Source organism: Bradyrhizobium sp. TM233 (assembly GCF_036247965.1).
In the GTDB taxonomy this organism is placed as follows: Bacteria; Pseudomonadota; Alphaproteobacteria; order Rhizobiales; family Xanthobacteraceae; genus Bradyrhizobium; species Bradyrhizobium ottawaense.
The window spans coordinates 43,824-60,460 of record NZ_BTIG01000012.1 but is presented as its reverse complement, the minus strand read 5'-3'; the positions used below and the strand labels follow the sequence as shown (position 1 = coordinate 60,460).

General features: G+C 66.3%; 13 protein-coding genes. 7 read left to right on the top strand and 6 right to left on the bottom strand.

The features are described 5' to 3' along the window. The first annotated feature begins 8 nt into the window (after positions 1–8). Complete coding sequence (locus AABA86_RS23725) at positions 9–2,333, top strand: xanthine dehydrogenase family protein molybdopterin-binding subunit (RefSeq protein WP_338308628.1); 2,325 nt, start codon at positions 9–11, stop codon at positions 2,331–2,333. 243 nt (positions 2,334–2,576) lie between these two features. On the opposite strand, the gene AABA86_RS23720 is transcribed toward AABA86_RS23725, so the two are convergent. The 3 genes from AABA86_RS23720 to AABA86_RS23710 are packed head-to-tail and all read right to left on the bottom strand — an operon-like array spanning position 2,577 to position 5,788. Next, the gene (locus AABA86_RS23720; RefSeq protein ID WP_212253524.1) at positions 2,577–3,773 is read right to left on the bottom strand and encodes an acyl-CoA dehydrogenase family protein; all 1,197 of its coding nucleotides are present in this window, start codon (positions 3,771–3,773) and stop codon (positions 2,577–2,579) included. A gap of 15 nt (positions 3,774–3,788) precedes the next feature. Beyond that, positions 3,789–4,928, bottom strand: coding sequence for an acyl-CoA dehydrogenase family protein (locus AABA86_RS23715; protein WP_212253526.1), 1,140 nt, complete (start codon positions 4,926–4,928; stop codon positions 3,789–3,791). Between the two features lie 5 nt (positions 4,929–4,933). Beyond that, on the bottom strand, positions 4,934–5,788 hold the full coding sequence (locus AABA86_RS23710) for an enoyl-CoA hydratase (protein WP_338308627.1): 855 nt from the start codon (positions 5,786–5,788) through the stop codon (positions 4,934–4,936). A 269-nt stretch (positions 5,789–6,057) separates the two neighbouring features. Here AABA86_RS23710 and AABA86_RS23705 point away from each other — a divergent pair, with 269 nt between their 5' ends. The 6 genes from AABA86_RS23705 (at position 6,058) to AABA86_RS23680 (ending at position 11,323) form a co-directional block, all read left to right on the top strand. Continuing rightward, on the top strand, positions 6,058–6,666 hold the full coding sequence (locus tag AABA86_RS23705; protein ID WP_338308626.1) for a LemA family protein: 609 nt from the start codon (positions 6,058–6,060) through the stop codon (positions 6,664–6,666). A gap of 162 nt (positions 6,667–6,828) precedes the next feature. Further along, positions 6,829–7,728: a TPM domain-containing protein gene (locus AABA86_RS23700; protein ID WP_338308625.1), complete on the top strand. Its 900-nt coding sequence runs from the start codon at positions 6,829–6,831 to the stop codon at positions 7,726–7,728. A 5-nt stretch (positions 7,729–7,733) separates the two neighbouring features. After that, on the top strand, positions 7,734–8,231 hold the full coding sequence (locus AABA86_RS23695) for a TPM domain-containing protein (protein WP_338308624.1): 498 nt from the start codon (positions 7,734–7,736) through the stop codon (positions 8,229–8,231). A 290-nt stretch (positions 8,232–8,521) separates the two neighbouring features. After that, positions 8,522–9,523, top strand: coding sequence for a hypothetical protein (locus tag AABA86_RS23690; protein WP_338308663.1), 1,002 nt, complete (start codon positions 8,522–8,524; stop codon positions 9,521–9,523). A 92-nt stretch (positions 9,524–9,615) separates the two neighbouring features. Then, positions 9,616–11,133, top strand: coding sequence for a hypothetical protein (locus AABA86_RS23685; RefSeq protein ID WP_338308623.1), 1,518 nt, complete (start codon positions 9,616–9,618; stop codon positions 11,131–11,133). 25 nt (positions 11,134–11,158) lie between these two features. Next, positions 11,159–11,323, top strand: coding sequence for a hypothetical protein (locus AABA86_RS23680; protein ID WP_271592401.1), 165 nt, complete (start codon positions 11,159–11,161; stop codon positions 11,321–11,323). On the opposite strand, the gene AABA86_RS23675 is transcribed toward AABA86_RS23680, so the two are convergent. From AABA86_RS23675 to putA, 3 genes are all read right to left on the bottom strand, one after another. Next, complete coding sequence (locus AABA86_RS23675) at positions 11,324–11,971, bottom strand: glutathione S-transferase family protein (protein ID WP_338308622.1); 648 nt, start codon at positions 11,969–11,971, stop codon at positions 11,324–11,326. A gap of 266 nt (positions 11,972–12,237) precedes the next feature. Then, on the bottom strand, positions 12,238–13,443 hold the full coding sequence (locus AABA86_RS23670) for a CaiB/BaiF CoA transferase family protein (RefSeq protein WP_338308621.1): 1,206 nt from the start codon (positions 13,441–13,443) through the stop codon (positions 12,238–12,240). A 116-nt stretch (positions 13,444–13,559) separates the two neighbouring features. Next, on the bottom strand, positions 13,560–16,571 hold the full coding sequence (putA, locus tag AABA86_RS23665) for a bifunctional proline dehydrogenase/L-glutamate gamma-semialdehyde dehydrogenase PutA (RefSeq protein WP_338308620.1): 3,012 nt from the start codon (positions 16,569–16,571) through the stop codon (positions 13,560–13,562). Between the last annotated feature and the right edge of the window lie 66 nt (positions 16,572–16,637).

Here is a 16,637-nt window from a genome sequence, read left to right as displayed (position 1 = left end):
CCCACGGAATGAACATTCTTCCCGGCAATTTGCGTTTCGGAGCGGGCCAGCCCGTCAAGCGTTTGGAAGACCAGCGGCTGCTCACCGGGAAGGGGCAGTTCATCGACGACAAGCCGGGCGACGGCGCGCTGTGGCTGTACGTGCTGCGCTCGCCGCATGCCCACGCCAAGATCGTCTCGATCGACACCAGTGCAGCCGCCGCGATGCCGGGCGTGACCGCGATCTACACCGGCGCCGACCTCGTCAAGGACGATGTCGGCAGCATCCCGACGTTGAGCATCTTCAAGCGCCCGGACGGCAAGCCGATGACGGTGCCGCCGCGTCGGCTGCTCGCCCATGAGGTCGTGCGCTACGCCGGCGAAGCCGTCGCGGCCGTCGTGGCGTCGTCCCGCGTCGAGGCGCAGAGCGCTGCCGAAGCAATCGTGGTCGAGTACGACGTGCAGCCGGCCGTGGTCGACCCCGTCGAGGCCGTGAAGCCCGGCGCGCCCGTGGTGTGGCCGGAGGCGCCCGACAACATCGTCGGCGCGATGGCTTATGGCGATGCCGCCAAGGTGGACGAGGCATTTGCCAGGGCCGCGCACACCGTCGAGCTCGATCTCGTCAGCCAGCGCCTTGTGCCGTCCGCGATGGAGCCGCGCTCGACCATTGCCGAGATCGACAACAAGACCGGCCGCCTGCTGCTGCACGTGCAGTCGCAGACGCCGGCCTCGACCCGCGACGTGCTCGCCGAGGCCGTGCTGAAGCGTCCCAAGGACAGCGTGCGCGTGCTGGTCGGCGACATCGGCGGCGGCTTTGGCCAGAAGACCAACCTCTATCCCGAGGACGGCATCGTCGCCTATGCCGCGACCAAGCTGAGCAAGAAGATCCGCTGGCGCGGCGATCGCACCGACGAGTTCGTCGGCGGCACCCATGGCCGCGATCTCACCTCGACGGCGTCCTTCGCGCTGGACGAGAAGGGCAAGGTGCTGGCCTATCGCGTCAGGTCGATCGGCTGCACCGGCGCTTATTCCTCGGGCGCGGCGAACATCATCCCGCTGGTGCTCGGCCCGTTCGTGCAGACCGGCGTCTACGATCTGCCGCTGGTGCATTTCGAGGTGAAGTCGGTGATGACTCACACCGCGCCGGTCGGCGCCTATCGCGGCGCGGGCCGTCCCGAAGCGGTGTTCATCGTCGAGCGCCTGTTCGACGCCGCCGCGCGAAAGATCGGCATGGATCCGCGCGCGATCCGCAAAGCCAACTACATCAAGCCGGCCCAGTTGCCCTACACCAATGCCGCGGGTCAGGTTTACGATTCCGGCGCCTTCGCGCACATGCTCGACCGCGCCGTGAAGCTCGCCGACTGGGACGGCTTTGCCGCGCGCAAGAAGGCGGCGAAGAAGAAGGGCCTGCTCTACGGCCGCGGGCTCACTTCCTACATCGAATGGACCGGCGGCCGCGCCCACACCGAGAAGGTCAGCCTGCACGCGACCTCTCAAGGCCGCGTCGTGCTGCATTCCGGCACCATGGCGATGGGGCAGGGGCTGCAGACCACCTACACCCAGATGATCTCCGACACGCTCGGCATTGCCATGGACAAGATCGACGTCGTGCAGGGCGACACCGATCTCGCCATGGGCTTTGGCAGCGTCGGCTCGCGCTCGCTGTTCGTCGGCGGCACGGCCGTCGCGGTCTCCTCCAACGATCTGATCCAGAAGGCGCGCGAGAAGGCGGCCAACGTGCTGGAGACCTCGATCGAGGACATCGAATATCAGGGCGGCATGCTCACCGTGGTCGGCACCGACCGCCGCATCAGCCTGTTCGACATTGCAGAGAAGGAGAGCGGCGCCAAGCTCAGCGTCGATTCCGAAGGCGAGGTCGACGGTCCAAGCTGGCCAAACGGCACGCATATCTGCGAGGTCGAGATCGACCCCGAGACCGGCGTCTCCAAGGTCGTGCGCTACACCACCGTCGACGATGTCGGTGTCGCCGTGAACCCGATGCTGGTCACCGGGCAGATCCATGGCGGCGTCGCGCAAGGCATCGGCCAGGCGCTGTACGAAGGCGTCTCATATGACGCCGACGGCCAGCTCCTCACCGCGAGCTACCAGGATTATTGCATCCCGCGCGCCGACGACGTGCCGCCGATCGTGGTGACGCTGGACGATACCGCGCCCTGCCGCACCAATCCGCTCGGTGCCAAGGGCTGCGGCGAATCCGGCGCCATCGGCGGTCCGCCCTGCGTCACCAACGGCGTGATGGACGCGCTCGCCGAGCTCGGTATCACCCAGCTCAACACGCCACTGACGCCGCAGAAGGTGTGGCAGGCGATCAAGGAGGCGAAGGCGGCGGGCTAAGCGCGGCGTGTTGTTGCGCTGGTACTGCGTCAAACTCCGCTGTCGTCCCGGACAAGCGCGCCATAAGCGCGCGCCGATCCGGGACCCATAACCACAGGGAGTGGTTGTGGCGCGAACTGGTAACTCCGAATCCCCGCAACCACATCCCCCTGTGGCTATGGGTCCCGGATCTGCGCTTACGCTTGTCCGGGACGACAGTGGAGTATGTAGTGCTCGCTCGCGCCAAATGCTCGGGCTACGGGGCTAAATCCCCAGCATCATCTTCGCGATGATGTCGCGCTGGATCTCCGAGGTGCCGCCGAAGATCGTGTAGGCGCGGCCGTTGAGATATTCCGGCACCATTGTCAGCATCTCCTCCGGCGTCGCCGGCTCGTGGTTGAGCTTGTAGAGCGGGCGCATCGGTTCGACGGCAAGGGCGTCGTGGCCGATGACGTCGACCCCGAGCCGCGTCACGGCCTGGCGGATCTCGCTGTTGCGCAGCTTCAGGATCGACGACACCGCGCCGGGATTCTGTCCGGTCTGCAGCGCGGAGAGCACGCGCAGCTCGGTCATTTCAAGCGCGTCGATATCGACTTCCACCTCCGAGATGCGCGCCGCGATATCGGGACTGTCGATGGCCCGTCCGGTCAGATCCGATTCGGCGAGATCCGCGATCGCCTTCAGCCCCTCGCGCAGCTTGGCCGAGGCGATGCCCGAGCCGCGCTCGAACTCGAGCAGATATTTGCCGTAGGTCCAGCCCTTGCCTTCCTCGCCGACGCGGTTGGCGACGGGCACACGCACGTCGTCGAAGAACACCTGATTGACCTCGTGGTCGCCGCCGATGGTGAGGATCGGGCGCGTGGTGATGCCCGGCGTCTTCATGTCGATCAGGATGAAGCTGATGCCGTCCTGCTGCCGCGGCCCGTCGCTGGTGCGCACCAGCGCGAACATGCGGTTGGCGTGGTGCGCATGCGTGGTCCAGATCTTGGTGCCGTTGATGATGTAGTCGTCGCCGTCGCGGACCGCGCGCGTCTTCAGCGAGGAGAGGTCGGAGCCGGAGCCCGGCTCGGAATAGCCCTGGCACCAGTAATCCTCGCCGGAGAGGATTCGCGGCAGGTAGAAGTTCTTCTGCTCCGGTGAGCCGAAGCCGATGATGACGGGCCCGACCATCTTCACGCCCATGACATTCACATTCGGCACGCCGGCCCGTGCGGATTCGGTCTCGAAGATCCAGCGCTGCGCCGGCGTCCAGGCCGGCCCGCCATGCTCGACCGGCCAGCCCGGCGCGCCCCAGCCCTGCCTGTGTAGCGCGCGCTGCCAGGCCATGCCGATATCAGGGTCGGAGAATACCGACGGCGTCAGCGCGGTCGCGCGCTTCATCTCCTCGGTGAGATTCTTGGCGATGAAGCCGCGCACCTCGTCCTGGAAGGCGCGCTCCTCGGCATTGAACGACAGGTCCATGAGGCTCTCCCGGTATCAGGCCTTGCGGCCAAGCTCGGCGTGGCGGGCATAATGATGCGCGCTGCCGCCGAACAGCGTGTCGAAGGCGACGAGGCGCTTGAAATAGGCGCCGACCTCGAGCTCCTCGGTGACGCCCATGCCGCCGTGGAGCTGGATCGACTGCTCGCCGACGAAGCGCGCGCATTTGCCGATCTTTGCTTTCGCGCCGGACGCGGCCCGTGCCCGCTCGACCGGCGGGCTATCCGCCTTCAGCGCAGCCCGCAGCGCCATCGAGCGCGCCTCGTCGACCTGCATCGCCATGTCGGCGAGGCGATGGCGGATCACCTGGTTGGCCGACAGCGGCCGTCCGAACTGCTTTCGGATCTTGGTGTATTCGAGCGTAGTGTCCAGCAGCGTCTGCATGATGCCGACGGCTTCCGCGCCGAGCGCGGCCATGGCGCGGTCGACGGCCCATTCGATGGCCGGCAGCGCGTCACGGCCGTCACCGAGCAGGGCATCTTCGGGCAAATGCACGTCGGACAGCTCGATGTTGCAGGCGCGTCCGCCGCCGAGGCGCGGATAGTCGCTGACGACGAGGCCAGGCGTCGTCGCCGGCACCAGGAACAGGCCGATCCGTCCCGAAGGCCTCTGATGATCATGAATGTGCGCGGAGACGATGATCTCATCGGCGGCATGGCCGTCGAGCACGGCGATCTTGCTGCCGGCCAGGCGCCAGCCCTGCGCAGTCCGGTCGGCGGCGGTTGCGACCCTGGCGAGATCGAACCTTGCCGCGCGCTCGGAATGCGCAAGCGCAAGCTTCAACGATCCATCCGCGATCTTCGGCAGGCTCACCTGCTTCTGCTCATGGGTGCCGCAGCGGTCGAGCAGTGCGGCACCCAGCACGACCGTCGCGATATAGGGCTCCGATACCAGCCCACGGCCGAAGGCTTCCATCAAGATGCCGATTTCAACCGCGCTGCCACCGAGCCCGCCAAACTCCTCGGCAATCGGCAGCGCCAGCCAGCCGAGCTCGGCGAACTGCTTCCACACGGCCGGGCTGAAGCCGAGTGGATCGTTCGCCATCTTGCGGCGGTGATCGGCATCGTAGCTTCCGGCCACGAAACGCTCAGCGCTCTCGCGCAGCAGTCTTTGCTCGTCACTGAGATTGAGGTCCATCGCGTCTACTCCGCGGCCGCCGGCGGCTTGCGCACGGAGGGATGCAGGCCTGAGGGATCGACGATCATGCCGAATTCCTGAAGATTGTGGGCGTGGCAGAGCTGATGCAGCGCGAAGGCCTGGTCGATCGCGGCGGGCTGGCCCATCACGTCGACGGAGCGGTTCACCGCTTCCTTGGTCATCTTCAGCGCGAAGGCCGGCTTTGCCGCGATCCTGCGCGCCAGCTCCAGCGTGCGCGCAGAAAGCTCCGCGCGTGGCACGACCTGATTGACCATGCCGAATTGCTGCGCCTCCTGCGCGCTCCAGTTGTCGGCGGTAAACAGGAACTCCTTGGCCTTGCGCGCACCGAGCTCCCAGGGGTGCACGAACCATTCGACGCCGCAGACGCCCATGGTCACCACGGGATCGCAGAACTGCGCGTCGTCGCTGGCCATGATGAGGTCGCAGGCCCAGGCCAGCATCAGTCCGCCGGCGATGCACTTGCCGTGCACCTCGGCAATGGTCGGTTTTGCCAGATTGCGCCAGCGCCGGGTGATCTGGAGGTAGATTTCCTGCTCGCGCGCGAAGCGGCCATGGGCATTTGGCTCGGCAAAACCGCCCCAATTTCCGATCGGTGGAAAATCGACGCCGGCGGTATTCTTGCCGCCGGGACGCAGATCATGGCCGGAGGAGAAGTGCGGACCGTTGCCGGCGAGGACGATCACCTTGACCGTATCGTCCTGCACCGCCGCGTCGAAGGCGGCGTTGAGGTCGTAGGTCATTTGCAGGTTCTGCGCGTTGCGCGCCTCCGGCCGGTTCATCACGATCCGGGTGACCGCCGGATCCGGCCTCTCCACGAGGATGGTCTCGAACGAGGTCATCGCGTTCCCCCGGTGTTCTGTCTTATTGTTTCGTCGAGTTGACTATGTCGGTCAGGGATAGGCAAGAGGCTTGCGTCAGTCGGCTGGGGTGCGCTCATCCAGCGCAGTCATTCCGGGATGGTCCGAAGGACCAGACCCGGAATCTCGAGATTTTCAGGTGCGCAAGGGCGCACCATAGCTCGCTTCGCGCCCCGGAATGAACCCGAAAAGCTGGTACCGCGTTATCGCTATCTGATATTGAGTTACGGGATTCCACCGGGAGAAATTTAATGCGCAAGATCCTGACCGTGCTGGCGGCGCTGGCCTCGCTGAGCCTCACCAATTGCGGCTACAACGCGATCCAGAGCGAGGACGAGCAGATCAAGTCCAACTGGTCCGAGGTCGTGAACCAGTATCAGCGCCGCGCCGACCTCGTGCCCAATCTCGTCAACTCGGTGAAGGGCTTTGCCCAGCAGGAGAAGGACGTGCTGCTGGGCGTCACCAATGCCCGCGCCAAGGTCGGCAGCATCCAGGCGACGCCCGAGGTGCTGAACGATCCGGCCGCCTTTCAGAAGTTCCAGGCCGCGCAGGGGGAGCTCTCCAGCGCGCTGTCGCGGTTGCTGGTCGTCACCGAGAATTACCCACAGCTCAAGTCGGACGCGCTGTTCAAGGATCTGATGTCGCAGCTCGAGGGCACCGAGAACCGCATCACGGTGGCGCGCAACCGCTACATCAAGGCGGTGCAGGATTATAACGTCACCATCCGCTCGTTCCCGAGCAACCTCACCGCGATGATGTTCGGCTACAAGGAGAAGCCGAACTTCTCGGTCGCAAACGAGAAGGAAATCTCGACCGCGCCGAAGGTCGATTTCAACCCGTCGCCGTCGCCGTCGAAGTAGACGCGTTCGGCTCCCATGCGCGCCCCACTCACAACTGTCATTCCCCGCGAAGGCGGGGAATCCAGTACGCCGCGGCTTCACGGCTCATGCACTGCGGCCTCTGGAATACTGCATCGCCCGCCCCAGTGCGCAGCGCGCACAAGGCGGGCGACGACAGCGAGGGTGTGGCGAGCGTATTCGGCGGTCGCCTCACTTGTCCTCGCCATCGCACTCCTCTTCGCGCTCCCCGCCTCAGCCGACGTCGCCGTGCCCCAGCTCACTGGGCGCGTGGTCGACCAGACCGGCACGCTGTCCAGCAGCGAGACCGCCGCGCTGTCGCAAAAGCTGCGGGACTTCGAGACGCGCAAGGGCAGCCAGATCGCCGTCCTGATCGTGCCGACCACGCAGCCGGAGACGATCGAGCAATTCTCGATCCGGGTCGCGGAGGCCTGGAAGATCGGCCGCAAGAGGATCGACGACGGCGCGATCCTCGTCGTCGCCAAGAACGACCGGCATCTGCGCATCGAGGTCGGCTACGGCCTCGAAGGCGTGCTCACCGATGTCACCTCGCGCCGCATTATCGACGAGATCATCACACCGAAATTCCGCACCGGCGATTTCGGCGGCGGCATCGCCGATGGCGTCGATCGCATGGTCCGCGTCATCGACGGTGAGCCGTTGCCGGTTCCTTCTCCCACCGTCAACTTCGGCAATCTGGACGATCTTGCACCGATCTTCATCGTGACGCTGTTCGCCTCGATCGGGGTCGGCGGGTTCTTCCGAGCCATGCTGGGGCGGCTGCTCGGATCCCTGGTGACCGGCGGCATCATCGCAGGGTTGACCTGGCTCATTCTCGGCTCCTTCGCGCTCGCCATGGCTGTCGGAGCCCTCGGCTTCATCATCGGATTCGTCGCCGATCTGTTTTCGGCGATCACGCCGGGCACCGGCCGCTCGCGCGGCGGCTCCTGGTCGAGCGGCTCCTCGTCGGGCGGCTGGAGCAGCGGATCGTCGAGCAGTGACAGCGGCGGCTTCAGCGGCGGTGGCGGCAGTTTTGGCGGCGGCGGCGCCTCGGGGAGCTGGTAGCGGTCATGAGCATCAAGCGTATCGCCAGACATCTCGTGCAGCATCATTGGCGGGCAAAGCAGATCTTTCCGCCAGCCGTGCTCGCCCGCATCGAGCAGGCGATCAAGCAGGGCGAGGCCACCCATTCCGGCCAGGTCCGCTTCGTGGTCGAAGGCGCGCTCGACGGCGCGCCGCTGTTCCGCAACCAGCCGGCCCGCGCGCGCGCGCTCGACGTGTTCGCGCATCTGCGCATCTGGGACACCGCGCATAACAACGGCGTCCTGATCTATCTCCTGCTCGCCGACCGCGATGTCGAGATCGTCGCCGACCGCGGCATCCACGCCAAGGTCGGTGCCGAAGGCTGGGAAAGCATCTGCCGCGCCATGGAGGCGGAGTTCAGGTCGGGCCAGTTCGAGCGCGGCGTAATCGACGGCATCACGGCGGTGTCGCGCGAACTGGCGCGGCATTTTCCGCCCGGCGCATCGCATGCGAACGAGCTGCCGGATGCGCCGGTCGTGATGTGAACGGAGCGCGCGCCGTTCTCTCCACCGTCACCCCCGCGCAGCGGCTCCGCCGTTGCGCGGGGGTGACGGAAGTGACAAGGGCTGCCCAGCGCCTATTCCGCGGCCGTTCATCTTCACCCGATTACAATTTGTTTCACGCCCGCCACACCGGTTCCACTTTCCCGGCCAAATTCGGCCCCGGATAACTTCCTAAAATTTCGGTAAGCGGGTCCGCAGGTAAGGATTTCGCAAGCAATGAAAGTTACCAAAAGGTCAACCCAGACTGGAGTATTTGAGCCGTGAGCGAACCAATGCCCGAGCAGGCTGCCCAGGACACCGGCGTCGTCGAAGCTGCTGCGACCGCGCCGCAGGCAGTCGAGGCCGCTGGGATCGAGGCTCCCTCGATTGCGCCGGACCATGAGGCGCCGCCCAAACCTGATCCGGTCAAGCCCGATCCGGTGAAGGTCGAGCCGCCGAAGATCGAGGCGTCAAGGATCGAGTTGCCGAAGCTCGAAGCCAAAGCCGAAACCAAGCCTGAGCCGAAGCCCGGCAAGCTGATCGTCATGGCGCCGTCGGAGCGGTCGCGGAACGGCTCTTGGGACCGCGAGGAATTTGCCCCGCATGTGAAGGCGGAGGAGCCGCGCGAGACCGGCAGCAAGCGCCGCCTGTCGGCGATGGCCGCGGTGGTGGCGATCGCCGCCGGCGTCGGCGCCATCAGCGGCGCGCTCGCAACCGCCGGCATGATGCACTTCGCCGCCCCGGCCCAGGCGCCGGTGCAGGTCGCCGACACCAGCGCGATCGATGCTTCGGTCGCCCGGATCGACGCCGACCTCGTCGCACTGAAGGCCAATGTCGAGCACAGCTCGAAAACCGGCGTCAACCAGCTCAACCGGGCCAATGACCGCCTCGACAAGCTCGAGAAGGCGCAGGCCGAGCCGATGGCCAAAATCGCAAAACTGTCCGAGACCGTCGACAAGCTCCGCGCTGCGCCGCCCGCCGCCCCCGCGCAGGCCGCAGCAGCGGTGCCCAAGGAGACCACCGGCTCGATCGCGCCGACCCAGGTCGCGACGGCCGCAGCTGCACCGGCCCCAGTGCCGGCCGCGCCCAAGACCGACGTCGGCCGCCTGCCGACGGTCGAAGGCTGGCGGCTGCGCAACGCCGCCAATGGCGGTGCGCTGATCGAGGGCCGCGACGGGCTCTACGAGGTCTATCCCGGCGATCCCATCCCCGGCCTCGGCCGCGTCGATGCGATCCGCCGCCAGGATGGCCGCTGGGTCGTCGTCACCAGCAAGGGCCTGATCACCGGACGCTGAGCGGCTCAGATAGGACTTTCGAAAGGCGCTTCACCACCAAGTGAAGCGCCTTTTTGCTTGAATAGGCGGACCGCCGCGGTGTTACCTCAGGCATGAGCCGCGCGTTGCGAATTCTCCTTGTTGCCGCCGTGTTGTTTGGCGGCACCGCCGCGCTATCGGCAGCGCAGACCGCGCCGCTGACGCGCGGCACGGCCATCATCGATCCCGATCTGCTGCGCAGGCTCGACGAGGGCGACGCTCTCACGCTCCAGCGCCTGTTGGCGCCGGAGCGCAAGGCGGATGGTCCGCTGACGACCGACCGGCTGTTCGCGTCGCTGCCCCAGCTCAAGGACATTCCGCCGGCGATCGATGCGGAGTTTGACCGCTACATCATCAGGCAGAAGGCGGCCTATCCGGGCGAGAGCATCGGCGTCGGTGAGGGCTTTGGCGCGCAGCTGTTCGATCGGGCCGTGCTGAATTCCCGCGACACGCGTTTCGTGCTCGCCGGCATCGTCAACCGCATGGACCGCGCCTACGCCTCGGAGGACTCCTGCGGCGAGATCCGGCTGATCTATCGGCTGGCGCGTTTCGACGGCACAACCGCGACGCGGCTGCCGATGACGCTCAATCTGGTGATGAAGGCGCGCGATGCGCGCCAGACGGATGCGGACGGCAAACCAATCACCTGCGCCGAGCTCGCGCGGCGCTGGCTCGACAACGGCAACTGGCAGGAGCTGATCGGCAGTCGAGACGACGCCATGCTCGATCGCATCGAGACCAACATCCAGCTCTCGGTCGCGGCGAAGTCGGCGCTGCATGATTTCCGCTCCGACTATCTGCTCAAGGTGTTCAAGTACAATTCCGCCACGAAGGCCTTCGAGGAATCGACGCTGGAGAACCAGATCGACCGCGACCGGATCATGGCGGACGAGGTGCTTCGGCGCGACTTCAAGGCCTGGCTGCTCGCACCCGAGAACTTGCGCGAATTCGATCGCGGCACCGTGCTGATCCCCGAGAAATTCCTGGCCAGAAGCGCGGTGGTGCCGACGCCGGCCGGCCTCGATGCTTCGGCGCTGCAGCCGGAATTCGGCATGATGCAGGCTGAAGGGGAGGGCGGGGGCCAGCTGATCTTCATCGACAACGACGTGGTCGGTGCATTGAAACAGGCGGCCGCGCGCGGGGACATGCAGAACATCCGCTCGGTCGCGGGCTTCCAGCGCCGTCTCAACGACGTCACCTGCGCCGGCTGCCACCAGACCCGCGGCATCGGCGGCTTTCACTTTCCGGGCGTCGATTGGCTGGCGGACAGGCCGTCGAATTCCACCATCGTGCCGGCTTCGCCGCACTTTCTCGGCGACCAGCCCCGCCGCCGCGACATCCTGACCGCGTTCGCAGCGGGCAAACGTCCTGATTTCTCACGCGGATTTGCCAGCCGGCCGCAGACCCGCGGCAGCCGGGAGCTCGCCGGGAGCGAGTATCAGGACGGCTGGGGAGCGCATTGTTCCCTGCAAGACGCGGGATCGGGAACGCGAGATGAGAGTTTTACGTCATGGAGCTGTGCTAACGGTCTCACCTGTCAGGCTGCCGCGGCCTCGCGCCGCATCGGCATGTGCTTCATCAAGACGCGTTGAGCCCGCAAAGCGATTTGGATGATTCATGACGAATACTGGCGACGCCAACAAGGAGCGCAATCGCGAGATTGCGCGCAATGAGGAAGTCAAGCAGGTCACCGGCAGCACCCGCGTCAGCATCTGGGCGATCGCGATGGCCGTCATCGTCGGTGGCATCCTGTTCACGCTCGGCTGGCTGTCGCTGCGGTAATCACGTCGCGTAGTTCGTCATCCGCTTCCCCGGCAGCAGCTCGTACGCCGGCTTCCAGCCGGGCAGGGCGGCCATGCGGCCGAGCCAGGCATGGATGGCGGGATGGCTCGCCGCGAAATCGAAGCCGTGCTCGTCGCTGGGATAGTGCAGATAGGCCATCATCGAGATATCGGCGACCGTCGGCTTCGCACCGATCGCGAAGGCGTTGTGCTGGAGATGGCCGTCGAGAATGCCGAGGAAGTCCTCCAGCCGGCGGCGAAAGTGCTTCAGCACCTGCGGGTCGTTCTTCTCGGTGAAGGCGCGCATGAAGCGATAGGTCGCCATGTAGCCGGTGAGCTTGTGGTTGTCCCAGAACAGCCAGCGCAGCAGCTCGAACTTCTCTTCCTCGGTCTCGGCGCCGAAGCGGCCGTACTGCTCGGCGAGCCTGAGCAAGAGGGGCGCCGTCTGCGTCATCTTCACGCCGTCGACCTCGAGCACCGGGATTTCGCCCATCTCGTTGACGGCCTTGCGCCACTCCGCCGTGCGCGTGACGCCGCCGCCGAAATCGGTCCAGACCGGCTCGAACCTCTCGCCGCAAAGCGTCAGCATCAGCGCCAGCTTGTAGCTGTTGCCGGATTCGGGGAAGTAGTGCAGGCGGTAGAGGGGCATGGGACCTCGCGGCGTTCGTGTTCTGCCGATTGTTATAGCGAGATGGTCCCGCGTCGTCATTGCGAGCGCAGCGAAGCAATCCAGCAATGCATCAGCAGTCGTCGTCCCGGACGAGCGAAGCGAAGATCCGGGACCCATAACCACAGGGAGACGTTTGGCGAAGATTCGGAGTGACCGGTCGTGCCCATAACCACTCCCTGTGGTTATGGGTCCCGGGCTCGCGCGATGCGCGCCCCGGGACGACGGCCGAGTGTGAGGCGCTGGCGCTACCCCACCGCCCCCGAACCCCGCAGCTGCTTGATCGCCTTCTCGTCGTATCCCGCCTCGCGCAAAATCTCGTCACTGTGCTCGCCCACAGCGGGCGGCTTGCGCGGCTGCACCTTCTTGGTGCCGTCGATCCAGATCGGGCTGGAGATGGTGAGCATGGTGTCGTTCTCGAACGGCACCAGCACCTCGTTGTCGAGCATCTGCTGGTCGTTGGGGATGTCGTCGAGAATGGCGACGACGCCGAACACGAGACCGTTGCCGTCGAGAATCTTGCGCCATTCGGCAAGATCCCTGGTCGCAAAGGTTTCGTCGAAGATCTTGATCAGCTCCACCGAACGGGCGTGACGGTCGGGTTTGGTGGCAAAGCGCGGATCGGTGATGAGGTCTTCGCGCCCGAGGCACTTCGCCAGCGTCGGAAACTGCTTCTCCTCGCTCAGCAGCGACAGGATCAGCCAGCGGCCGTCCTTGCATTGATAGTGGTTGGCGACCGCATTCAGCGCGCGCTCGCGCGGACGCCGCTCGCCGAACTTGGCGCCGCAGAGTTTCGCCTGGGCCAGCACGCTCGCGGCCCACACCCCGTTCGCCATCAGGTTGGAGGCGACGTGCGAGCCCTTGCCGGTCTTCTCGCGCTGATAGAGCGCGGTGACGATGGCGCCGTAGAACGCCATGGCGCAGGGGTGGTCGCCCATGCCGGCGACCGAGCGGGCCGGGGTGGTGTCGGTGTCGGCGCGGACGAGGTCCATCAGGCCCGAGCGCGCCCAATAGGCGTTGCTGTCGAAGCCGGGCTTGTTGGCCTCCACGCCTTTCTCGCCATAGCCGGTGAAGGAGGCGTAGATCAGCCGGTCGTTGAGATGGGCGAGGTGATCATGGGTGATACCGAGCTTGGCGCGCACCGGCGGCGGCATGTTGGTGATGAAGACGTCGGCCTCTGCCACGAGCTTGTAGAGCACGGCCTGCGCCTCGGGCTTGGCGAGGTCGAGCGCGATGCTCTTCTTGTTGCGGGCCTCAAGCAGCCACGCGAAATTGTGCTCACCGGTCGGATAGCCCGGCAGGTTCGGCAGATTGCGGTAGGGATCTCCGGCGCCGGGCGGCTCGATCTTGATGACGTCGGCGCCGAAATCCGACAGCACGGTCGCGGCCGCGGGCGCTGCGATGAAGCTCGCGCAGTCCAGAACCTTCAGGCCTGAAAAGATGCCTTTTTCCATCGCGGCGTTGCTCCCTCGCTCTTGTCGTTTCCCGTGCGCTGGAATTGGCGCGGGCCAGATCGTGAGAGCATTAGACCGATGTTTTGCCGGGATGCAACGGCATCAGGCGCAGGGCCTCACTCCTCCCCCGCAAGCAGGGCAGCGTTGCCGCCGGCGGCCGCGGTGTTGATCGTCACGGTCTGCTCCGTCGCGAAGCGCGCGAGGTAGTGCGGGCCGCCGGCCTTGGGGCCGGTTCCGGACAGGCCGTTGCCGCCGAACGGCTGCACGCCGACGACGGCGCCGATCATGTTGCGATTGACGTAGATGTTGCCGACCTGCACGCGGTCGATGATGGCTTCGATGGTGTCGTCGATGCGGGAATGGACGCCGAGCGTGAGGCCGTAGCCGGTGCGCTCGATCGCCTGCAGCACGCGTTCGAGGTTCTCGGCACGGTAGCGCACGACGTGCAGGATCGGGCCGAACACCTCCTCCGTGAGCTGGCCGGCGTCTTTGAGCTCGAAGATGTGCGGCGCGACGAAGCAGCCTTGCGGCGCCGCGCCGGCAAAGTGCAGTTTCGCCTCGGTCTTCATCCGTGCGATATGCGCATCGAGGCGTTGCTTGGCCTCCAGGTCGATCACCGGGCCGACATGGGTCGCGACGTCACGGGGATCGCCGATCTTCAACTCGCGTGCCGCGCCCGCGATCATTTCGATCATGCGGTCGGCGACGTCTTCCTGCATGAACAGCAGCCGCAGCGCCGAGCAGCGCTGGCCGGCGGAGCGGAACGCGGACGTTACGACGTCGTCTGCGACCTGCTCGGGCAGCGCGGTGGCATCCGCGATCATGGCATTGATGCCGCCGGTCTCCGCGATCAGCGGCACGATTGGTCCGTCCTTGGCGGCGAGCGTCCGGTTGATGCTGCGGGCGACCTCGGTCGAGCCGGTGAAGACGACGCCGGCGATGTCGGGATGTGCCGTCAGCAACGCGCCGATCTTGCCGTCGCCAGTGACGAGATGCAGCGCATCTTTCGGGATGCCGGCTTCGTGCAGCAGGGCGACGGCCTCGCGCGCGATGCGCGGGGTCTGCTCGGCCGGTTTTGCGACCACACTGTTGCCCGCCATCAGCGCCGCCGTGATCTGGCCGAGGAAAATCGCCAGCGGAAAATTCCACGGCGAGATCGCAACGAAGACGCCGCGGCCGCGCATCGCGAGCGCGTTGCTTTCGCCGGTCGGGCCTGGCATTGCCGCATCAGCGCCGAACAGCTTGCGGCCCTCTGCGGCATAATAGCGGCAGAAGTCGGCGGCCTCGCGCAGCTCCGACAGTGCGTCGTCGAGCGTCTTGCCGCCCTCAACTTGCAGCATCGCGATGAAACGCGCGCCGCGGTTCTCCAGAAGATGCGCGGCCTGCTCCAGCGCCGCCGCGCGCGTGGCTGCAGGTGTCCGGCTCCAGGCCGCAAAGCCCACGCGCGCGGCAGTCACCGCCGCATTGGCTTGATCCGGCGTGGCATCCGCGATCGGCTCGAGCTCGGTCGCCTCGGCCTTGACGTCGGCGAGCAACCGGTCGAGCGCGGTGCGTGCGCCGAATTCGACGCCGCGCGAGTTGCGCCGCCCCGGCGCGTAGAGATCACCGGGCAACGGGATTTTCGGATGCGCCGCCGCTTGCGGCCGGAGAATAGCATCCGCCGGACGCTGCAGCAGGGCCGGCACCGGAACGCGGTAATCGGCGGCCTGCGCCACGAACGACGAGTTGGCGCCGTTCTCCAGCAAGCGACGCACAAGATACGCCAGCAAATCGCGGTGGCTGCCGACCGGCGCATAGGTGCGGTAAGCGATATCAGGATGATCCTTGGCGAGCTGCTCGTAGAGCGCTTCGCCCATGCCGTGCAGGCGCTGGAATTCGAATCCACCGCTCTTCCCGGCAAGCTCCAGCACGGTCGCAACCGTCAGCGCGTTGTGGGTGGCGAATTGCGGGAAGATGCGCGGCCGCAACGCCAGCAGCTTCGCCGCACAGGCGACGTAGTTCAAATCCGTCATCGCCTTGCGCGTGAACACGGGATAGCCGTCGAGCCCGCGCTCCTGCGCGCGCTTGATCTCGGTGTCCCAATAGGCGCCCTTGACCAGTCGCACCATCAGCTTGCGGTCATGCGCGCGGGCGAGTGCGTCGACGTAATCGATTACCGCGCTAGCGCGTTTCTGGTAGGCTTGGATGGCGAGGCCAAATCCGTCCCAACCTCTCAGCGAGGGATCGGCGAGCGTTGCCGCGATCATTTCGAGCGACAGCTCCAGCCGGTCGGCTTCCTCGGCGTCGACGGTGAAGTTGAGGTCATGTGCCTTGGCGCGCTGCGCGAGATCCAGCAGTTGCGGCACCAGCTCGGCCATCACGCGGTCGCGGCTGATCGCCTCGAAGCGCGGATGCAGTGCCGAGAGTTTTACGGAAATGCCGGGCTGGTCGGGGAGGGAATTGCTGCCCGCCGCCTTGCCGATGGTCTCGATCGCGCTGGCATAAGCGTCGAAATAGCGCTTGGCGTCCGCCGCCGTGCGCGCGCCTTCGCCGAGCATGTCGAAGGAATAGCGCGGCTTCTGGCCGGAGCGCGGCCGGCCCCGTTCCAGCGCCTGCTCGATGGTCTCGCCCAGCACGAAATGACTGCCCATCAGCCGCATCGCCTGGCGCGTCGCGGTGCGCACCGCAGGTGCCCCCAGCCGCTTCACCAGACGGCCGATGGTGCCGTCGGGCGTCTCTCCGGGCTGGATCACCCGCGCCGACAGGCCGAGCGCCCAGGCCGAGGCGTTGACCAGGAACGCCGTGGACTTGGTCTCGTGGTGGATGAAGTCGCCCTCGCCGAGCTTGTCCTCGATGAACTGGTCGGCGGTGCGCGCGTCCGGCACGCGCAGCAGCGCCTCGGCCAGCACCATCAGCGCCAGGCCTTCCTTGGTCGAGAGCGCGAACTCCCGCAGCATGTCCTCGACCCCGCCAAGACTACCTGCGAGCCGGTCGTCGCGCTTGCGGATCGCCTCGATCAGCCGCGTCGCGGTGCGGTCGATCCGGGCCTCCTGCGGCGGGGACAGATGCGATGCCGGCAACAGGCGCGCGGCGATCGCGGCATCATCGGGCGCGTAGGGGGCGGTGAAGGGCGGCGGGATGTTCGGCATGGCGTGTCCTGTGGCTAAAATCCAGGATAAGGCCCGCGTGACCGTAGTTCGATAGACAATCTAGCC

What these genes read in the sequence shown, in the direction of transcription:
- AABA86_RS23725 (WP_338308628.1), top strand. Translation starts at nt 9, where the DNA reads ATGAACATTCTTCCCGGCAATTTGCGTTTCGGAGCGGGCCAGCCCGTC.
- AABA86_RS23720 (WP_212253524.1), bottom strand. Translation starts at nt 3,773, where the DNA reads ATGGACCTGTCGTTCAATGCCGAGGAGCGCGCCTTCCAGGACGAGGTG.
- AABA86_RS23715 (WP_212253526.1), bottom strand. Translation starts at nt 4,928, where the DNA reads ATGGACCTCAATCTCAGTGACGAGCAAAGACTGCTGCGCGAGAGCGCT.
- AABA86_RS23710 (WP_338308627.1), bottom strand. Translation starts at nt 5,788, where the DNA reads ATGACCTCGTTCGAGACCATCCTCGTGGAGAGGCCGGATCCGGCGGTC.
- AABA86_RS23705 (WP_338308626.1), top strand. Translation starts at nt 6,058, where the DNA reads ATGCGCAAGATCCTGACCGTGCTGGCGGCGCTGGCCTCGCTGAGCCTC.
- AABA86_RS23695 (WP_338308624.1), top strand. Translation starts at nt 7,734, where the DNA reads ATGAGCATCAAGCGTATCGCCAGACATCTCGTGCAGCATCATTGGCGG.
- AABA86_RS23690 (WP_338308663.1), top strand. Translation starts at nt 8,522, where the DNA reads ATGCCCGAGCAGGCTGCCCAGGACACCGGCGTCGTCGAAGCTGCTGCG.
- AABA86_RS23685 (WP_338308623.1), top strand. Translation starts at nt 9,616, where the DNA reads ATGAGCCGCGCGTTGCGAATTCTCCTTGTTGCCGCCGTGTTGTTTGGC.
- AABA86_RS23680 (WP_271592401.1), top strand. Translation starts at nt 11,159, where the DNA reads ATGACGAATACTGGCGACGCCAACAAGGAGCGCAATCGCGAGATTGCG.
- AABA86_RS23675 (WP_338308622.1), bottom strand. Translation starts at nt 11,971, where the DNA reads ATGCCCCTCTACCGCCTGCACTACTTCCCCGAATCCGGCAACAGCTAC.
- AABA86_RS23670 (WP_338308621.1), bottom strand. Translation starts at nt 13,443, where the DNA reads ATGGAAAAAGGCATCTTTTCAGGCCTGAAGGTTCTGGACTGCGCGAGC.
- putA (WP_338308620.1), bottom strand. Translation starts at nt 16,571, where the DNA reads ATGCCGAACATCCCGCCGCCCTTCACCGCCCCCTACGCGCCCGATGAT.